Raw genomic sequence first — 16,747 nt, 5'->3', positions numbered from 1 at the left:
GTGGTTCGCAATCTCGCCTTCTTTGCGGTGATGTCGCTGATCTGGGGTCTGACCTGGGCGGCGATCAAGCTCGGTCTCGATGACGTGCCTCCGCTCCTGCTGGCGGCGGCACGCTATTTGCTGACCGCCGCGCTTCTGGCAACAGCGGTGCGTGGAGCCGGCGCGGCGTTCGCCCACGGGCGAACGGGGCGGACGATAATCTCGGCATTGCTGGTCAACACCAGCACCTACGAGCGGTGAAGCGATGGCCCGCAATCCGTCCGCAGCTACCGCCGCCCGAAAAGCCGTTCGATGTCCGCCAGCTTGAGTTCGATATAGGTTGGCCGGCCGTGGTTGCAGGTGCCCGAACCGGGCGTCGCCTCCATCTGCCGCAGCAGCGCGTTCATCTCCTCGGCCTTGAGCAGGCGGCCGGAGCGCACAGAGCCGTGGCAGGCCATGGTCGCGGCTATTTTGTCCAGCCGCTCCTTCAGCGTGTCGACCGTGTCGTTGTCGGCGATCTCGTCGGCGAGGTCGCGCACCAATTGCCCGACATTGGTCTCGCCCAGCATCGACGGCGTCTCGCGCACCGCGACGGCGCCGGGGCCGAAGCGCTCGATGCCGAGACCGAAGCGGGCCAGCGTTTCCGAATGCAGCGCAAGCCGCTCGGCATCCTCTTCCGGCAGGTCGATGATCTCGGGCAGAAGCAGCATCTGCGAGGGCACCGGGCGCGAGTGCAGCGCATTCTTCAGCGCCTCGTAGACCAGCCGTTCATGCGCCGCATGCTGGTCGACGATGATGAGCGAATCCCTGGTCTGGGCGACGATGTAGTTCTCATGCACCTGGGCGCGCGCCGCGCCCAGCACCGCGCCGAGCAGGGTCTCGGCCGCTTCATCCTGCCCTGCGCGTGCATCGGCGCTGGCAAGCGGACCGGCATCGAAAGCCGCTTGCTCGTTTTCACGCAAGCCGCGCTGCTCGAAGCCCGCACCCTTGAAACCCATATCGAGCGGCCGCTGCGACGACCGGACGGGATCGAAGCCGGACGTGCCTGACGCGCGGTAGGCCGCGTCGTAGCTGCGGTGGCCGTTTGCCGGTCCGCCGTGGCCGTAGGATGCGGCCCCTGGCCGGAACGCGGCCATCATGCCGGCGGCACCCGTGGTGGCGGCGCGGACGCCGGCATCGGCCAGTGCCTGTCGAATTGCACCGACGATCAATCCGCGCACAAGGCCGGGATCGCGGAAGCGCACATCGGCCTTGGCTGGATGGACATTGACGTCGACGATGGCCGGGTCGAGCGTCAGGAACAGCACCGTCACCGCATGGCGGTCACGCGGCAGGACGTCGGCATAGGCACCGCGTATGGCGCCGGCGATCAGCTTGTCGCGCACCGGGCGGCCGTTCACATACGCATATTGCTGCAGCGCGTTGCCGCGGGTGAAGGAGGGGATCGACACGTGGCCGGTCAGATGCACGCCTTCGCGCATCGCATCGATGGCAATCGAATTGTCGGGAAAGTCGGTGCCCATCACCTGGGCGACACGGCGCAGGCTGCCTTCCGCGCTGTCATCCGCCGCCGGCAATTCCAGCGTAGAGCGGTCCGAGCCGGCCAGCGTGAAGCGCACGGCGGGGAAGGCGATGGCGATGCGCTTGACCACATCGCTGGTGGCCGAGCTTTCGGCGCGCTCGCCCTTCATGAACTTCAATCGGGCCGGCGTTGCGAAGAACAGGTCGCGCACCTCGACCGTGGTGCCGCGATTGGCCGCCGCCGGCCTGACAGGCAGGACGCGGCCACCCTCGATGCCGATCTCGGCGGCGCTGTCACTTGCTGCCGTGCGCGAGCGGATCGACAGTCGCGACACCGAGCCGATCGACGGCAGCGCTTCGCCGCGGAAGCCCAGCGAGCGGATGTCGTTGATATCCTCGGTGAGCTTGGAGGTGCAATGACGTGCGATCGCCAGCGCCAGCTCCCGTTCGGGAATGCCAGAGCCGTCGTCGGTGACGCGGATCAGGTTCAGCCCGCCGCCGGCTGTGACGATCTCGACGCGCGAAGCGCCGGCATCGAGCGCATTCTCAACCAGTTCCTTGACGACGCTCGCAGGACGCTCGATGACTTCGCCGGCGGCGATCTGGTTGATCATCGTTTCGGAAAGCTGGCGGATGGGCATGGCAGCACTATAGGCGGATTCGAGGCTGATGCGGAAGGATTCGGTGTTGCGGAACAGTGGATAGGCTGGCTGGGAGGCGCTGCCCCTCACGCTTGCTCCGCCAGCCAATCACGCACCTTGCGGGCGTTGTCGCTGAGTTCCCGGTTCTTCGGCCAGACGACATAGAACGCCTTGCCGGTCTTCAGCACATGATCCGTCACCGGCACCAGCAAGCCCGACGCCAGCAGCCGCTCGGCGAGATGCCGCCAGCCGAGCGCGATGCCCTGGCCTTCCATGACGCCCTGGATCACCAGGCCGTAGTCGTTGATGCGCAGGCCGCGCGCGGTATCGCTGAGATTGGCGCCCGCCGACTGGAACCATTCGTCCCAACTGGCCGCCTCGCGATACGGCTCCTCCAGATGGATGAGGCGGTGCGTGGCCAGTTCGGCAGCGGATTGGGGCAGGCCGAACTTTGCGGCATAGCTGGTGCCGGCGACGGGAAATATCTCCTCGTCAGCCAGCGGCAACGAGTGATAGTCCGGCCAGTCCCGCGGCGCGCCGCCGCGCACGCCGAGCGGAATGCCTTCCGCGATGATGTCGAGGTCGCGGTCGGCGGTCTGGATACGCAGGTCGATGCCCGGCAGTTCGTCGCGGAACTGCTGCAGGCGCGGCATCATCCAGAACGAGCCGAACGCGGTCGAGGCAGCCAGCGTGACATGACCGCCGGTTGCCTGCAGGCGCAGATCCTCCGCCGATTTGCGGATATGCGAAAGGCCGAGCGAGACATCGGCATGGAAGCGCTCGCCGGCCTCGGTCAGGAGAACCTGGCGGTGGCGGCGCTGGAACAGCTTGGCGCCAAGCCGTTCTTCCAGCCCGCGCACGGCATAGGAGACGGCGGCCTGCGTCATGCCGAGCTCGCGCCCGGCGGCGGTGAAGCTCGACAGCCGCCCGGCCGCCTCGAAGACGATCAGGCTGCCGGCCGAGGGCAGGAGGTGGCGCAGGCTTCGCATAAGCTGAGTTTATACAAGAGATCAGGATTTTCCAGCGTCACATCACCATTTTGTCGCGCTAGGCTCCTTCATGAGTGGAATGGAGTTGCCATGAACGCACCGGCCCCTGAAGTGACCGAACATGCCAACCGCCGCAGTGGCGGCCGCCTCGGACGCAAGGCCCTGCGCGGAGCTCCGGTAACGTCGTTTCCGACCCTGGTCCGCCAGATCCCCGTCTACCAGATGGTCCCCGATGAGGCGGTCGAGCTGATCCACGAGGAGTCGCTCTTGATCCTCGAAGAGGTGGGATGCGAATTCCGCGACGACGAGGCTATCGCACTGTGGAAGGCGGCGGGCGCGGATGTCTCGGAAACTCGTGTGCGGATCGACCGGGCCCTGCTGATGGAACTGGTCTCGAAGGTCCCGTCGGAGTTCACGCTCAATGCGAGGAATCCGCAACGTACGGTGCGGGTGGGCGGCAACAACACCATCTTCGTGCCGATGTATGGCGCGCCCTATGTGCGTGACCTCGACAACAACAGGCGCTACGGCACGCTCGCGGACCTCAACAATTTCCACAAGCTCGCCTACATGGCGCCGGCGCTGCATTCATCGAGTTCGGTCATTTGCGAGCCGATGGAAATCGCGGTACCGAAGCGTCACCTCCACATCATCCATTCCGCGCTTAAGCATTCCGACAAGCCGTTCATGGGCATCGTCACGTCCAAGGAGCGGGCGGAAGACACGATGGCGATGGCAGGTATCGTGTTCGGCGAGGATTACGTCCGCGACAATCCGGTCCTGGTGTCGATCACCAACTGCAATTCGCCGCTGGTGTGGGACGCCACCATGCTGGACGCGATGAAGGTCTATGCCCGAAGCAACCAGCCGCTGATCCTCGCACCCTTCGCACTGTGCGGCGCCTCGACTTCGGCGTCGGCCGTCGGGGCAGTCGCGCAGGTCAATGCGGAAGCGCTGGCGGGCGTCGCCTTCACGCAACTGCTGCGCCCAGGGTCGCCACAGATCTACGGACAGTTCATGGTCACCGTGGACATGAAGACCGGCGCTCCGATGGGCGGCACGCCGGAGGCGGCCCAGATGATGTACCTGATGGGCGCGCTGGCGCGGAAATACAAACTGCCGTGGCGCACCTCAGGCTTCCATGTCGGATCGAAGCTCAACGACGCCCAGGCGGGCTACGAGGCCAACATGCTGATGCATGCCGCCATCCTCGCCGGCGCCAACTACATCTGGCACTCCGCCGGGTGGCTGGAGGCCGGCCTGAGCTGCGGCTATTCGAAGTTCGCTACGGACTGCGAACAGCTGGTTGGCTGGTACAAATATGCAGGCGGCCTTCCGTTCGACGATTTCAAGGAAGCGATGGCAGCGGTCCGCGAAGTCGGGCCGCAGGGCCATTTCCTCGGCACCAAACACACGCTCGAACATTTCGAGTCGGCCTTCTTCATACCCTCGATCATGGACTTCAATTCGTACGAACAGTGGAAGGCAGAAGGGGCGAAGGACCACGACACGCGCGGTCGCGAGAAGGCGCGCAACATGCTGGCGGATTACGAGGAGCCGAAGCTCGACGAAGGCATCGCCGATGGCCTGATGGATTTCATCGCGCGGCGCGAGGAGAGGCTGCCGGACAGCGTCAGTTGACGCGAAGAACCAAGATCAAAGGGAACCAGACGGGAGGAAAAAATGGCATTCTTCAGAAGCAGTGGCGATCGCGTGCCGAGCGCTATCGTGGCAATGGCGGTCGAAGCACGCGCGGGTCGTGTCGATCGGCGCGAGTTCCTGGCGCTGGCAAGCGCCTTCGGCGCATCGACGGCGCTTGCCTACGCCATGATCGGCCTTGCCGTGCCGGATCGGGCCTTGGCCGAAGAGCCGAAGAAAGGCGGAACGCTGCGCGTCTCGATGTCGGTGAAGGGGCAGAAGGATCCGCGCACCTACGACTGGGTTGAGCTGGCGAACATTTCGCGCTGCTGGCTGGAGCCGCTTGTCCGCTATACCAGGCAGTTCACCTTCGAGCCGGTCCTGCTCGAAAGCTGGGATATCAATGACGACGCCACCGAATACGTGCTGCATGTGCGCAAGGGCATCACATGGAACAATGGCGATGCCTTCAACGCCGATGACGTCGCTCACAATCTGACGCGCTGGTGCGAGAAGAATGTCGCCGGCAATTCCATGGCCGCCCGTGTCGGCGCGCTGATCGACGCAAAGACCGGCAAGGCCAGGGATGGCGCGATCACCAAGGTCGACGACAACACGGTCAAGCTGAAGCTAAGCGAACCAGACATTTCACTGATCCCGAATTTCACCGACTATCCGGCGCTCGTCGTGCATCGCAACTTCGATGCCGACGGTGCCGATCCGATCAAGAAGCCGATCGGCACGGGACCGTTCGAACTGGTCTCCTACGATGTCGGCCAGAAGGCGGTCGTCAAGCGTCGTGAGAATGGCAAATGGTGGGGTGGTGAAGCGCCGCTCGACAGCGTCGAGTTCATCGACTACGGCACCGATTTCAACGCCACCGTGAACGCGTTCGAATCCGGTGAGATCGACCTCAATTTCGAGTCGCCCGCCGACTTCATCGACATTCTCGACAAGATGGACCTGGTGAAATCGGAGGTGGCGACGGCGACGACGCTGGTTGCCCGCACCAACATCACCCACAAGCCTTATGACGACAAGCGGGTGCGCAACGCCCTGCAAATGGCCGTCGACAACAATGCGGTCCTCCAACTTGGTTATGCCGGGCGAGGCACCCCCGGCGAAAACCACCACGTTGCCCCGATCCATCCGGAATACTATCCGCTGCCCAAGAAGACACGCGACGCCGCCGGCGCCAAGAAGCTGATGGCGGAAGCCGGACAGGCTGACTTCGAGCATGAGCTGATCACCATCGAGGACGATTGGCAGAAGAATACCGGCGACGCCATTGCCGGCCAGCTGCGCGATGCCGGAATCAAGGTGAAGCGCACGGTGCTGCCGGGTTCGACCTTCTGGAACGACTGGACGAAATATCCCTATTCGATGACGATCTGGTACATGCGCCCGCTTGGCGTCCAGGTGCTGGCGCTCGGCTATCGCACCGGCGAGGCCTGGAATGAATCGGCATATTCCAACCCCGATTTCGACGCCAAGCTCAAGCAGGCGCTATCGCTCATCGACGTGGAGAAACGACGCGAGGTCATGAAGGATGTCGAGCAGATCCTGCAGGATTCGGGCGTCATTATTCAGCCGTTCTGGCAGAAGCTCTACAGCCACCAGAACAAGAAGGTGAAGAACTATGGTGTCCACCAGACATTCGAGATGGACCTTCAGAACGTCTGGCTGGACGGCTGAAACAAGGCGCGGCAGGACTTCATGAGCCGCAAAAAAGCCGATATGCAGGATGCGTGGTATTGATAGGCTCAAGCCATCAAAAGCCGGAGATTCTGCATGAGACTGACAGTGCTCGTTGCCGCCCTTTCGATAGCCCTGCCGGGCGCCGCCGTCGCCGGACCGGCGTCCGACGCGGTGAAGTTCTTCTATGTCCCGGCGGTCAAGTTCGAGGCCGACGAACAATATCGGGATCGGTTCACCGAACCGGTGACGAAACTGTTCGAGCTGAACGACCAGGCAACGAAGACGAACCCGGACCAGGTCGCCTGCATCGATTTCGATCCTGGTCTCGACGCCCAGGATTTCGATCAGAAAACCGTCTCGAAAACGCTGAAACTGTCTGAGAAGCTGGATGGCGATAACGCACAGGTCACGGCATCCTTCAGCCTGTTCTCCGAGGGCGATGATTCCAAACGTGAAATGCTCTGGTCGCTCAAGAAGATCGACGGCAAGTGGAAGATATCGGACATCGCTTCCAAGACCAGCGACTGGACGCTCAGCGCGCTGGAATGCATGGCCGGCCAGACGCCGGAGTGAAGCGATGGCCCATCGCCGGTTCGTGGCACTGTCGGGTGTGTGCCTGCTGGCGGCTCTGAGCGGGGCCGCCGCGCAAGGCTTGTTGGGTGCGCCGCCGGCAAACGCCCCGGCCGGCACCCAGCCGGGCGACAGCGGGGCACCGCCCGCAAATGCGCCGGGCGGAGCGGCGGAACCGGCCACGCCGCCGGTGGGATGGTCGCCAGCCGAAGCCGCGCCCGCCGCACCGATCCAGCCGGGCTCGCCGACCGCCGTGGTGCGGCCGTTTTACGATCAGGTCGGACTGGAGATCGATCCGGCCGAGCGAAGCCATTTCATCGACCCGGCCAAAACCGTGCTCGACAAGAGCGACGCGTTGCGCAAATCCGGGCAGGGCGAGTGCCTCGACCCCAACATGGCGCTCGACAATGCCGATTACGACAAGGCCGAGATCGACAAGAGCCTGAAGACGCTCGAGGCGATCAACGGCGACCAGGCCAAGGTCATCGTCGCCTTCGTCATATCGGGCAACCCGCACCGGCTGGAATGGAAATTCAAGAGGGTCGACGGCGACTGGAAGATATCGGACCTATTGTCGGTGACCGGCGAATGGGCACTCAGCCAGTATCAGTGCGAATGAACCGGCGATGAAGCTTTGCTTTTCGCTAGCCATCGTGCTGGTCGGACTCGGCGTTGCCGGGGGCGTGTTCGACTGGCACATCGGCACGATACTGGTCGCTCGCCAGCCGCGGCAAGCTCTGGCAGCGCCTGGCGACTTCTCCGTCGAGCGCGTCGTACTCGACCAGGCCGATGCGCCCGAGCTTGTCGGCTGGGTAGCCGATCGAAAGGGCAGTTGCGGTGCGATTGTGCTGCTACATGGGCGCGGCGCCAACAGGCTGGCCTTGGTTCAAAGGGCGAAGCTCTTGTTCGACGCTGGCTATTCCGTTGTCTTGTTCGACCTCTCCGGTCATGGAGAGAGCGGTGGCGCCGTTCAGGGCTTCGGGTATTCGGAAGGCCCGGACGCCGCCCGTATTATTACCTTTGCTCGGCAACGCTTTCCAGGCCAGAAGCTTGGCGCCATCGGCTCGTCGCTTGGCGCCGCCGCACTTGTCTTTGCCGCGCCGCAAGCGCCTGCCGATGCCTATGTGCTGGAGCAGCTCTACGCAACCTTGCGCGAAACCACAGCGTGGCGAATGCCTTTCCACTTCTGGCGCGGTTTCCAAGCCGATGTCCTTTTGGCACAGATGCCGCTTCGTCTCGGGTTGAGCGCCGATGATGTCAAGCCGGTCGACCATCTTGCTGCTATCGGCAAGCCGCTGATGCTGCTTGCAGGCAGCAACGACCCTTTCATCGATCATGGACAGGTGCTGGCGCTGCAGAATGCTGCCGTTGGTTCACAACTCGTCTGGTTTGGAGGCGCAGGCCATGTCGATCTGCTGCGCTACGACCAACTGCGCTACAGCGATGCTATCTTTTCCTTTCTTGCAACAAAGCTCTGCCGGACGGGTGCCATCCATGGTTGACGTTCGCTCAACCCCGCCCGCGATAAGGCGCTACCCCGGTGTCGGGCAGCCAGGCGCCTTCGGGCGGAGCGCCGGTTTGCCAGAACACATCGATCGGAATGCCGCCGCGTGGATACCAATAGCCGCCTATGCGCAACCACAGCGGCTTGGTTGCCGCCACGATGCGGCGGCCGATCATGACGGTGCAGTCTTCATGGAAGGCGCCATGGTTGCGAAACGAGGTCATGAACAGCTTGAGCGACTTCGATTCCACCAGAGCCGCATCGGGTGCGTAGTCGATGACGATATGTGCGAAGTCCGGCTGGCCGGTGACTGGGCACAGCGAGGTGAATTCCGGGCAGGTGAAGCGCACGATCGCCGGCGGTCCGTCACCGCGCGAAAACGGTACGGTCTCCAGGACCGCTGCTTCGGGGCTTTGTGGCGTCTCGACGTGCGCGCCGAGTTGGGTGAGGGTTTTGGTGTCGATCATGGGCCAATCCTTGTCGCATGCGCCCGGAGTGCGTGCGGGACGACATGCTTGAAAACAGATTTTGCCGCTCATTAGCACAATTTGAAACCGCAGGAAGACGATGACCAGCAACGATCCGCTTCTCCAGCCCTACCAGCTCAAACACCTGACGCTGAAGAACCGGGTCATGTCGACCAGCCATGAGCCGGCCTATTCCGAGGACGGCATGCCGAAACAGCGATACCGGCTCTACCATGCCGAGAAGGCCAGGGGCGGCATGGCGCTGACCATGACCGCCGGCTCGGCGATCGTCTCGCGCGACAGCCCGGCCGCTTTCGGCAATCTGCATGTCTATGACGACAGGATCGTGCCGTGGCTCGCCGAACTCGCTGACGCCTGCCACGAGCACGACTGCAAGGTGATGATCCAGATCACCCATCTCGGCCGCCGTACCGGCTGGAACAAGGCCGACTGGCTGCCGGTGCTCTCGGCCTCGCCGGTGCGTGAGCCGGCGCATCGCGCATTCCCGAAGACGATCGAGGACTGGGACATCGAGCGCATCGTCGCCGACTATGCTTCAGCCGCCCAGCGCTGCGAGGCCGCCGGCCTCGACGGCATCGAGTTCGAATCCTACGGCCATCTGATGGACGGCTTCTGGTCGCCAGCCACCAATCATCGCGACGACGAATTCGGCGGCTCGCTGGACAATCGCCTGCGCTTCACCAACATGGTGCTCGATGCCGTGCGGGCAGCTGTCGGCGACAAATTCGTCGTCGGCATCCGCATGGTCGCCGACGAAGATTTCGAAAAAGGCCTGTCGAAGGCGGAGGGGATCGAAATCGCCAGGCGGCTGGCGGGCTCCGGCAAGGTCGATTTCCTCAACATCATCCGTGGCTCGATCGAGAGCGATGCGGCGCTGACCAAGGTCATCCCGGTAACCGGCATGCGTTCTTCGCCGCATCTCGATTTCGCCGGAGAGGTGAGGGCGGCGACGAAATTCCCGACCTTCCACGCGGCGCGCATATCCGACGTGGCCACCGCACGCCACGCCATCGCCACCGGCAAGCTCGACATGGTCGGCATGACCCGCGCCCATATCGCCGATCCGCACATCGTCAAAAAGGTGATGGAGGGGCGCGAGCATGAGATCCGCCCCTGTGTGGGCGCCACCTATTGTCTCGACCGCATTTATGAGGGCGGCGAAGCGCTTTGCGTCCACAATGCCGCGACCGGCCGCGAGGCCGAAATCCCGCATATCATCGTCAAGACCGAAGGACCGAAGCAGAAAATCGTGGTCGTCGGGGCCGGCGCCGGCGGGCTGGAGGTTGCGCGGGTCGCGGCCGAGCGCGGCCATAAGGTGATGGTGCTTGAAGCATCGAGCCAGGCCGGCGGCCAGGTGCGATTGGCGACGCAGAACCCGCGCCGCAAGGAGCTGATCGGTATCATCGAGTGGAGGCTGGCTGAACTCGACCGGCTCGGCGTCGAGATCCGCTACGACACCTGGGCGGAAAAAGACGATGTTCTGGCGCTGTCGCCCGATGTGGTGGTGGTCGCTACCGGCGGCCTGCCGCAGAACCCGCCGCTGACGGCCGGCGACAACCTTGTCACCTCGAGTTGGGACATCATGGCCGGCAGCGTCAAGCCGGCCGAAAATGTGCTGCTCTATGACGACAATGGCGGCCATCAGGGCATGGGCGCCGCCGAACTGATCGCCAATGCCGGCGCTAAACTCGAACTTGTCTCGCCGGAGCGTTTCTTTGCCCCGGAAATGGGCGGCATGAACCATGTGCCCTATATCAGGGCCTTTCAGGAAAAGGGCGTCACCATCACCATCAACACGCGGCTGCGTTCGGTGCGGCGCGAGGGCAATCAACTGATCGCAGAGCTGGCTTCGGATTTCGCCGATGGCTGGCGCGGCGAGCGCAGGGTCGATCAGGTGGTGGTCGAGCACGGTACGCTGCCGCTCGACGATCTCTACCTCTCGCTGAAGCCCCTGTCGAAGAATGGCGGTGCGGTCGACTACGAACGGCTGGTGAGCGGTGGCGACATCTTTCCCAAGCGCAATCCAGAAGGCGGCTTTGTTCTGTTCCGCATCGGCGACGCGGTCGCCTCGCGCAACATCCACGCCGCCATCTATGACGGCATCAGGTTCGGCTTGCGGATCTGAAATTAGCTATCGCGAGGATCGGTAGCGCGCGGCCGAAGCTTCCTGCAAGAGCCCCTAGACTGGACTTTCCCTGTCGTACTTGTAACGATCTAGGGTGATCCAAACGCTTGGGATCAGTTTCATTCTACTGCAAGTCTGCAGGGAAATCGCGAAGCAGTGCGTCTTCTGCCGAGAAAAGTTGACGAAAACCTAAGAAAGTCCGGGGGGACAAGTTGACCACAGAAGATCTGTTCGTTCCGCGCCAGACCAATACGGCGCTCTACATGCAGCTATACGAGGCTGGATATCCGGTTGCCGATATCGCCCGGGTGCAAAAGGCGTATCGTGTGTGTTGCGCGATGTTCAACGGCCGCTACCGCAAGACAGGACGGCCGTTCATCTGCCATGCGGTGGGGGCTGCGTCATCGGCCGCGCATTTCGATAAAAGCGTCGATCTTGTCTTGGCCGCGATGTTTCACGCTGCCTACGACAGCGGCCACTATCCGGACGGAAAGTCCAGCAGGCGCACCGATGCACACCGCAGATGGCTGGAGCAAACAATCGGTCCCCGGGTTGAAGGTCTTGTCGCCCGCCTGGTCGGACTGAAATTCGATACCGGAGACCCCGAGCGCCTTGTGGATGCCGGTGTGCCGGCCGGCGACGAGGACATCTTGTTCCTAGTGCTTGCCCATGAGGTGGATGACCTGGCGGACGGAGGATTGGCGTTTGCGCCCAAATACGGTCAGTCCATACGATCGAGGGTTGCTGCCTGTGCCACTCTGGCGAGGTATCTGGGCCGCGAAAATCTTGCCGTCACCATCGAAGGTTACGGTGCCCGCTACGAGACGATGGCGTGGGCTGCTCCCCTCCAGGAGACGAAGCTGATTGGCTTTCAGATTACGCCAAATTTACGCACATACATCAAATTGCGTCGCCACAAGTTACGCGGCGAATCAGTCGAGGTGCTTTGACACCTTGCTGATCCCGCGATGCGCAATCCGCTGAGAACTGGCCGTCCTTGCCGGCTCAGTCGTCATAGCCCTGGATTGCCCCAAAGCTGTAACGGCGCAGCTTCAGCGCGGTGATCAAATTGGTCAGCTTCGTCTTGCCGTCGAAACCGTTCTGGAACATTTCGTCATGCATCAGCAGGATCAGCTTGCCGGGCTTGACGAAGCGGCCATAGCCGAACAGGTGATCGATCTCGCTGACCAGATGATCGACGCTCTGCACCGGCTCGCCGTTGTCCTTGTGCACCCATTCATGGTCCCAGCCGTAGAGATAGAAGCCTGAGGCCGCGACAAACTCGTAGTCGGGCTCTTCACGCCCCTCCTGGGCGAGGCCAAGCGAGGTGTCGTTCTTCGACATGGAGGGCAGCCTGAACACGTCGCGCCCCGGCAGCCTTGCATGCACCACGGGCTTCAACCCGAGCACCGCGTTTGCCCTTACCATGTCGGCGACGACACCTTCGGTGTCGCCGTAGAAATGCCGGTAGTGATTGTAGGCATGGCTGTAGCTGTGGTTGCCGAGCGTCACCAGAGGAAGCTGCCTGGCGCGCTGGACGAGCGCTCTGTTGGCGGCGCTAGCCTGTGCGTGCATGCCGACCATGAATAGGGTTGCAGGAACCTGCTCGGCTTCCAGCACATCGAGGATGTTGCTTGTGCCGTTCAGCGGCCCATCGTCGAAGGTAAGATATATTATGCGATCGGCCCCTTGGGCGGGAACCGCAAAAATCAAAACCGCCGCCAGCACAAACCGAAACGGTGTCATCAGCCCCGATATCCGGTTGCGATCACGACAAGGCCGCCATGTCCACAACGGCTTGTCAAGGCGAGCCGGTGCATGTCGCCCAAAAGTGCGCAGCGGTTTTGGGATAACGACATGCGCAAACAAAAAGGCAAACCTATGCCAGGCTTCCTTGCAGCACCGTCAGCTTGGCCTTCTTGGGCATGCGGGCGGTCAGCCATTCCAGCGCCTTGTCGTGCGGCATCGGGAAGGCGATGGAGTAGCCCTGCACCTGGTCGCAGCCGATCGCCATCAGCGAATTGAGCTCGGCCTCGGTTTCGGCGCCCTCTGCGACGATCGAGATGCCAAGGCCACGCGCCAGCTCGGTGATGGCGCGGACGATCTTCGAGTTGTCGCCATTCTCATGGATGTTCTGGACGAAGCGGCGATCGATCTTCAGCCGGTCGATCTCGTTCGGGTTGACATGGCTGAGCGAAGCATAGCCGGTGCCGAAATCATCGAGTTCGAGATGGACGCCGGCTGCCCGGATGTGCCGCAGCTTGGCCGCGATACCCGTCTTTTCGTCATCGAGGATGACGGATTCGACGATTTCCAGCGACAGTTTCTGCGGCGGCAGCCCGGCCTTTTCCAGCGTCTCGAACAAGAACGCATCGAAATCGTGTTCGCGCAGCTCGGTGCCGGAAACATTGACGGCAAGCCGTCCGAAGGCAATGCCGGCGCGATTCCATTCGGCCGCCTCGTTGATCGCCTTGGTGATGACGATGCGGCCGATCTCGGGCATGAAGCCGCATTTCTCGGCGACCGGAATGAACTCGCCGGGCGGGATCATGCCGCGCTCCGCATGGTTCCAGCGCACCAGCGCCTCGATGCCGCTGATCGTGCCGTGGGTCAGTGAGACCTGCGGCTGGAAATAGACCTGGAACGCCCGCTCGGCGATGGCAACCTTGATGTCGTGCTCGAGCTGCTTGCGATAGTCGAGTTCGCGGCGCAGCTCCTCGGAAAAGAAGGAGAAGTTGCCTCCGCCAAGCTTCTTGGCGGAGTAAAGCGCAAGATCGGCGTGGACCAGCAAATCCCCGGCATTGTCGGCGTCGATCGGATAGACCGCGATGCCGGCGCTGGCGCCTGGGAGAATGGTCGTGCCCTGGAAGACGATCGGCTCGTTGATATGTGCCAGGATGCGTCGCGCCAGCATATTGATGTCTTCGGTGCCGCCGGCGCCGCCGAGGATCATGACGAACTCGTCGCCGCCCAGGCGCACGCACAGATCCGACGCCCGGCAGGAGTCGCGCATGCGCTGTGCCGTGACGACCAGCACATAGTCGCCGGCGGCGTGGCCGAGCGTATCGTTGATCTGCTTGAATCGGTCGAGATCGAGCTGGACGACGGCAAGGCGTTCGCGACGCCGGTGCGTGCCCTTGATCAGCGTGTCGAAATGATCGGTCAGGAACGTGCGGTTGTGCAGGCCGGTAAGGCCGTCATGCACCGCGATGAAGGCCATGGAATTGCGCGCGTCGATCAGTTCATGCGTCTTGCGCAGGATGGCGTTCGACATCGGCCTGAAGATGAAGAGCGCCACCAGTATGATGACGCCGATTGTGGCATAGAACAGCGTGCGGTGGAGAGCGAGCAGCTTCTCGGAGCGGTCGTCGGCGTCGGCAGTGATGCGCTGGCCAAGCGCGGCGTAGCCCGACAAGGTCGCATTGGCGACGGAGGCGTCGAGATTGACGCGTTCGTCACCGCCCTTGTAACCGCCATTCCCGCTGAATTGCGATTCATAGGCCGAGATCAGGCGGTCGCCATTGGCGATCAGCCCGACCGAGAAATAGTCGAGGTGGAAGGGCTTGGCGAAAAGGACGCTTTCGATCGACTTCGGGTCAAGCTTGGCCGGCGATTGCGGATCGGCTCCCGTCTGATCGAGCAGCAGGTCGTAGTTCGTCTCGAACTCCGCCGTTGCCTGCTTGAGCGCGCTGACCAGCGCCGGTTGCTTGTCGCGTGAGCCGGCGCCCGTTGCACCGGCAAGGAAGACGATGCGCTGCGACAGCGTCTTTTGTGTGCTGACGATGTCGAGCAAGGTGTGATTGTGCTGTTGGGTGGCCATCATCTGCTGCAGCAGGATGAAGGAGGCGATCACCATGGCCGCAATGATCAGCAGGGCCAGCCAATAGCCGGCCTTGATCAGCAGTATGAGCTTGCCTGAAACGGTTTGCACCGGCTGCTGCGACATTTTCGGGGGCGGCCCTCTCGCCTACGGATTCTTGCCTAAAGATTCTTGTATGAGCACCATTGAACTGCAAACGTTAACAGGACCGGAAATCGACGGCTGCCCGGCGAGGGGCGGCTGTCGAAAGATCGCGAAATGGTTATCGGCTCGTTTAGCGCCGTACCGGCATTTGAGCGGTCATCGGCCAGAACCCTTGTCGCGGCGTCGTTTCCGCCGCCGCATGATGATCGACATCGGGGCGGCATCGTGCTGCTTGCCACCGATCCGGTCGTTTTTGCGATGGATTTTTCACGCGGACGAGACGACAGTCAGCCCACATCAAACGAGGCCGACCATGACCGCAGCATTCCTCTCCCACATCGACAGCGAGCTCGCGGGGCTCAAATCGGCAGGCCTCTACAAGTCGGAGCGGGTGATCACTTCGACGCAGTCGGCCGAGATCGAGGTCGGCGGCGACAAGGTGCTGAATTTCTGTGCCAACAACTATCTCGGCCTCGCCGATAGCGCCGATTTGCGCAATGCTGCCAAGCAGGCGCTCGACCGCTATGGCTACGGCATGGCATCGGTGCGCTTTATCTGCGGCACCCAGGAAGAGCACAAGCAGCTCGAATCCACGATTTCCTCTTTCCTCGGCATGGAAGACACTATCCTCTACGGCTCCTGTTTCGATGCCAATGGCGGCCTGTTCGAGACGCTGCTGGGCGAGGAAGACGCCATTGTCTCGGATGCCTTGAATCATGCCTCGATCATCGATGGCGTGCGGCTGTCGAAGGCCAAACGTTTCCGCTACGCCAACAACGACATGGCCGATCTCGAGGCGCGCCTGAAGGAAGCCCGGGACTGCCGCTTCCGGTTGATCGCCACCGACGGCGTGTTTTCGATGGACGGCATCATCGCCAATCTCAGGGGTGTCTGCGATCTCGCCGAGAAATACGACGCCATGGTGATGGTCGACGACAGCCATGCCGTCGGCTTCGTCGGCCGGAATGGCCGCGGCTCGGCCGAACATTGCGGCGTCGAGGGCAGGGTCGACATCGTCACCGGCACGCTCGGCAAGGCGCTTGGCGGGGCCTCCGGTGGCTACACCTCGGGCAAAGGCCAGGTGGTCGACTGGCTGCGCCAGCGCTCACGGCCGTATCTCTTCTCCAACACGCTGATGCCGGCGATCGCCGGCGCTTCGATCAAGGTGTTCGAACTGATCAAGGACGGCGATGGGCTGCGCGACAAACTCTACGACAATGCAGCGCGCTTCCGGTCGCAGATGGGCAAGCTCGGCTTCACGCTGGCCGGAGCCGATCATCCGATCATACCGGTGATGCTGGGTGATGCCAGCCTGGCGCAGGAGATGGCCGCGCGCATGCTGAAGCGCGGCATTTACGTCATCGGCTTCTCCTTCCCGGTGGTGCCGAAAGGGCAGGCCCGCATCCGCACGCAAATGTCGGCGGCGCATTCCAGTGCGGATATTGACAGGGCGGTCGAGGCGTTTGCCGCCGTCGGGCGCGAACTCGGGGTCATTTCCTGAAAGGCTGGAATCGAAAAGCGATTCCGGATCAAGAGATTCAAGGGACAAAAGCATGTCGAACATGATGAAGGCGCTGGTGAAGGCCAAGGCCGAACCGGGCATCTGGATGGAAGAGGTGCCGGTGCCGGA

The 16,747-nt window shown here is 62.6% G+C and carries 14 protein-coding genes; 9 read left to right on the top strand and 5 right to left on the bottom strand.

Annotated elements, in window-relative coordinates; translation table 11 throughout:
- Positions 1-240 (top strand): hypothetical protein, encoded by a 240-nt coding sequence (locus AC0L2U_RS30225; protein ID WP_127398926.1) that lies wholly within the window; start codon positions 1-3, stop codon positions 238-240.
- Positions 241-266: 26 nt separating this feature from the next.
- On the opposite strand, the gene mutL is transcribed toward AC0L2U_RS30225, so the two are convergent.
- Positions 267-2,141 carry a DNA mismatch repair endonuclease MutL gene (gene mutL, locus AC0L2U_RS30220; RefSeq protein WP_128363187.1) on the bottom strand — a complete coding sequence of 625 codons (1,875 nt, stop codon included), beginning with the start codon at positions 2,139-2,141 and terminating at the stop codon, positions 267-269.
- A gap of 86 nt (positions 2,142-2,227) precedes the next feature.
- The gene (locus tag AC0L2U_RS30215) at positions 2,228-3,130 is read right to left on the bottom strand and encodes a LysR substrate-binding domain-containing protein (RefSeq protein WP_127408827.1); all 903 of its coding nucleotides are present in this window, start codon (positions 3,128-3,130) and stop codon (positions 2,228-2,230) included.
- Positions 3,131-3,220: 90 nt separating this feature from the next.
- Here AC0L2U_RS30215 and AC0L2U_RS30210 point away from each other — a divergent pair, with 90 nt between their 5' ends.
- The 5 genes from AC0L2U_RS30210 (at position 3,221) to AC0L2U_RS30190 (ending at position 8,538) form a co-directional block, all read left to right on the top strand.
- Positions 3,221-4,771 carry a trimethylamine methyltransferase family protein gene (locus AC0L2U_RS30210; protein WP_127330649.1) on the top strand — a complete coding sequence of 517 codons (1,551 nt, stop codon included), beginning with the start codon at positions 3,221-3,223 and terminating at the stop codon, positions 4,769-4,771.
- A 42-nt stretch (positions 4,772-4,813) separates the two neighbouring features.
- A complete protein-coding gene (locus AC0L2U_RS30205; RefSeq protein ID WP_473603104.1) occupies positions 4,814-6,463 on the top strand; it encodes an ABC transporter substrate-binding protein in 1,650 nt (549 codons plus the stop codon).
- Between the two features lie 96 nt (positions 6,464-6,559).
- Positions 6,560-7,039 (top strand): DUF3828 domain-containing protein, encoded by a 480-nt coding sequence (locus tag AC0L2U_RS30200; protein WP_127269038.1) that lies wholly within the window; start codon positions 6,560-6,562, stop codon positions 7,037-7,039.
- 4 nt (positions 7,040-7,043) lie between these two features.
- Entirely contained in the window at positions 7,044-7,655 is a 612-nt protein-coding gene (locus AC0L2U_RS30195; protein WP_473603103.1) for a hypothetical protein, read from the top strand.
- 7 nt (positions 7,656-7,662) lie between these two features.
- Positions 7,663-8,538, top strand: a complete 876-nt coding sequence (locus AC0L2U_RS30190) for an alpha/beta hydrolase (RefSeq protein WP_127272152.1) — start codon at positions 7,663-7,665, stop codon at positions 8,536-8,538.
- Positions 8,539-8,545: 7 nt separating this feature from the next.
- Here the strand turns inward: AC0L2U_RS30190 and queF are convergent, their stop codons facing one another.
- On the bottom strand, positions 8,546-9,007 hold the full coding sequence (gene queF / locus AC0L2U_RS30185; protein WP_010915503.1) for a preQ(1) synthase: 462 nt from the start codon (positions 9,005-9,007) through the stop codon (positions 8,546-8,548).
- A 100-nt stretch (positions 9,008-9,107) separates the two neighbouring features.
- On the opposite strand from queF, the gene AC0L2U_RS30180 reads away from it, so the two are divergent.
- Together AC0L2U_RS30180 and AC0L2U_RS30175 are read left to right on the top strand one after the other, a co-directional pair.
- Positions 9,108-11,153, top strand: a complete 2,046-nt coding sequence (locus AC0L2U_RS30180; protein WP_473603102.1) for an oxidoreductase — start codon at positions 9,108-9,110, stop codon at positions 11,151-11,153.
- Between the two features lie 212 nt (positions 11,154-11,365).
- A complete protein-coding gene (locus AC0L2U_RS30175; protein ID WP_127320493.1) occupies positions 11,366-12,103 on the top strand; it encodes a hypothetical protein in 738 nt (245 codons plus the stop codon).
- Positions 12,104-12,158: 55 nt separating this feature from the next.
- Here the strand turns inward: AC0L2U_RS30175 and AC0L2U_RS30170 are convergent, their stop codons facing one another.
- Both AC0L2U_RS30170 and AC0L2U_RS30165 read right to left on the bottom strand, forming a co-directional pair.
- On the bottom strand, positions 12,159-12,899 hold the full coding sequence (locus AC0L2U_RS30170; RefSeq protein WP_127399265.1) for a polysaccharide deacetylase family protein: 741 nt from the start codon (positions 12,897-12,899) through the stop codon (positions 12,159-12,161).
- Positions 12,900-13,032: 133 nt separating this feature from the next.
- Positions 13,033-15,099: a putative bifunctional diguanylate cyclase/phosphodiesterase gene (locus AC0L2U_RS30165; protein ID WP_127330657.1), complete on the bottom strand. Its 2,067-nt coding sequence runs from the start codon at positions 15,097-15,099 to the stop codon at positions 13,033-13,035.
- Positions 15,100-15,430: 331 nt separating this feature from the next.
- Here AC0L2U_RS30165 and AC0L2U_RS30160 point away from each other — a divergent pair, with 331 nt between their 5' ends.
- Positions 15,431-16,618 carry a glycine C-acetyltransferase gene (locus AC0L2U_RS30160; RefSeq protein WP_473603101.1) on the top strand — a complete coding sequence of 396 codons (1,188 nt, stop codon included), beginning with the start codon at positions 15,431-15,433 and terminating at the stop codon, positions 16,616-16,618.
- Positions 16,619-16,747 lie beyond the last annotated feature (129 nt).

The sequence above is a fragment of the Mesorhizobium sp. WSM4808 genome (genome assembly GCF_055811675.1).
Note: the sequence above shows the minus strand (reverse complement) of the source record. Positions and strands in the feature narration are given on the sequence as shown.

Bases quoted from the DNA above. Each gene is read 5' to 3' on its own strand.
- mutL (WP_128363187.1), bottom strand. From the start codon at position 2,141: ATGCCCATCCGCCAGCTTTCCGAAACGATGATCAACCAGATCGCCGCC.
- AC0L2U_RS30215 (WP_127408827.1), bottom strand. From the start codon at position 3,130: ATGCGAAGCCTGCGCCACCTCCTGCCCTCGGCCGGCAGCCTGATCGTC.
- AC0L2U_RS30210 (WP_127330649.1), top strand. From the start codon at position 3,221: ATGAACGCACCGGCCCCTGAAGTGACCGAACATGCCAACCGCCGCAGT.
- AC0L2U_RS30205 (WP_473603104.1), top strand. From the start codon at position 4,814: ATGGCATTCTTCAGAAGCAGTGGCGATCGCGTGCCGAGCGCTATCGTG.
- AC0L2U_RS30200 (WP_127269038.1), top strand. From the start codon at position 6,560: ATGAGACTGACAGTGCTCGTTGCCGCCCTTTCGATAGCCCTGCCGGGC.
- AC0L2U_RS30195 (WP_473603103.1), top strand. From the start codon at position 7,044: ATGGCCCATCGCCGGTTCGTGGCACTGTCGGGTGTGTGCCTGCTGGCG.
- AC0L2U_RS30190 (WP_127272152.1), top strand. From the start codon at position 7,663: ATGAAGCTTTGCTTTTCGCTAGCCATCGTGCTGGTCGGACTCGGCGTT.
- queF (WP_010915503.1), bottom strand. From the start codon at position 9,007: ATGATCGACACCAAAACCCTCACCCAACTCGGCGCGCACGTCGAGACG.
- AC0L2U_RS30180 (WP_473603102.1), top strand. From the start codon at position 9,108: ATGACCAGCAACGATCCGCTTCTCCAGCCCTACCAGCTCAAACACCTG.
- AC0L2U_RS30170 (WP_127399265.1), bottom strand. From the start codon at position 12,899: ATGACACCGTTTCGGTTTGTGCTGGCGGCGGTTTTGATTTTTGCGGTT.
- AC0L2U_RS30165 (WP_127330657.1), bottom strand. From the start codon at position 15,099: ATGTCGCAGCAGCCGGTGCAAACCGTTTCAGGCAAGCTCATACTGCTG.
- AC0L2U_RS30160 (WP_473603101.1), top strand. From the start codon at position 15,431: ATGACCGCAGCATTCCTCTCCCACATCGACAGCGAGCTCGCGGGGCTC.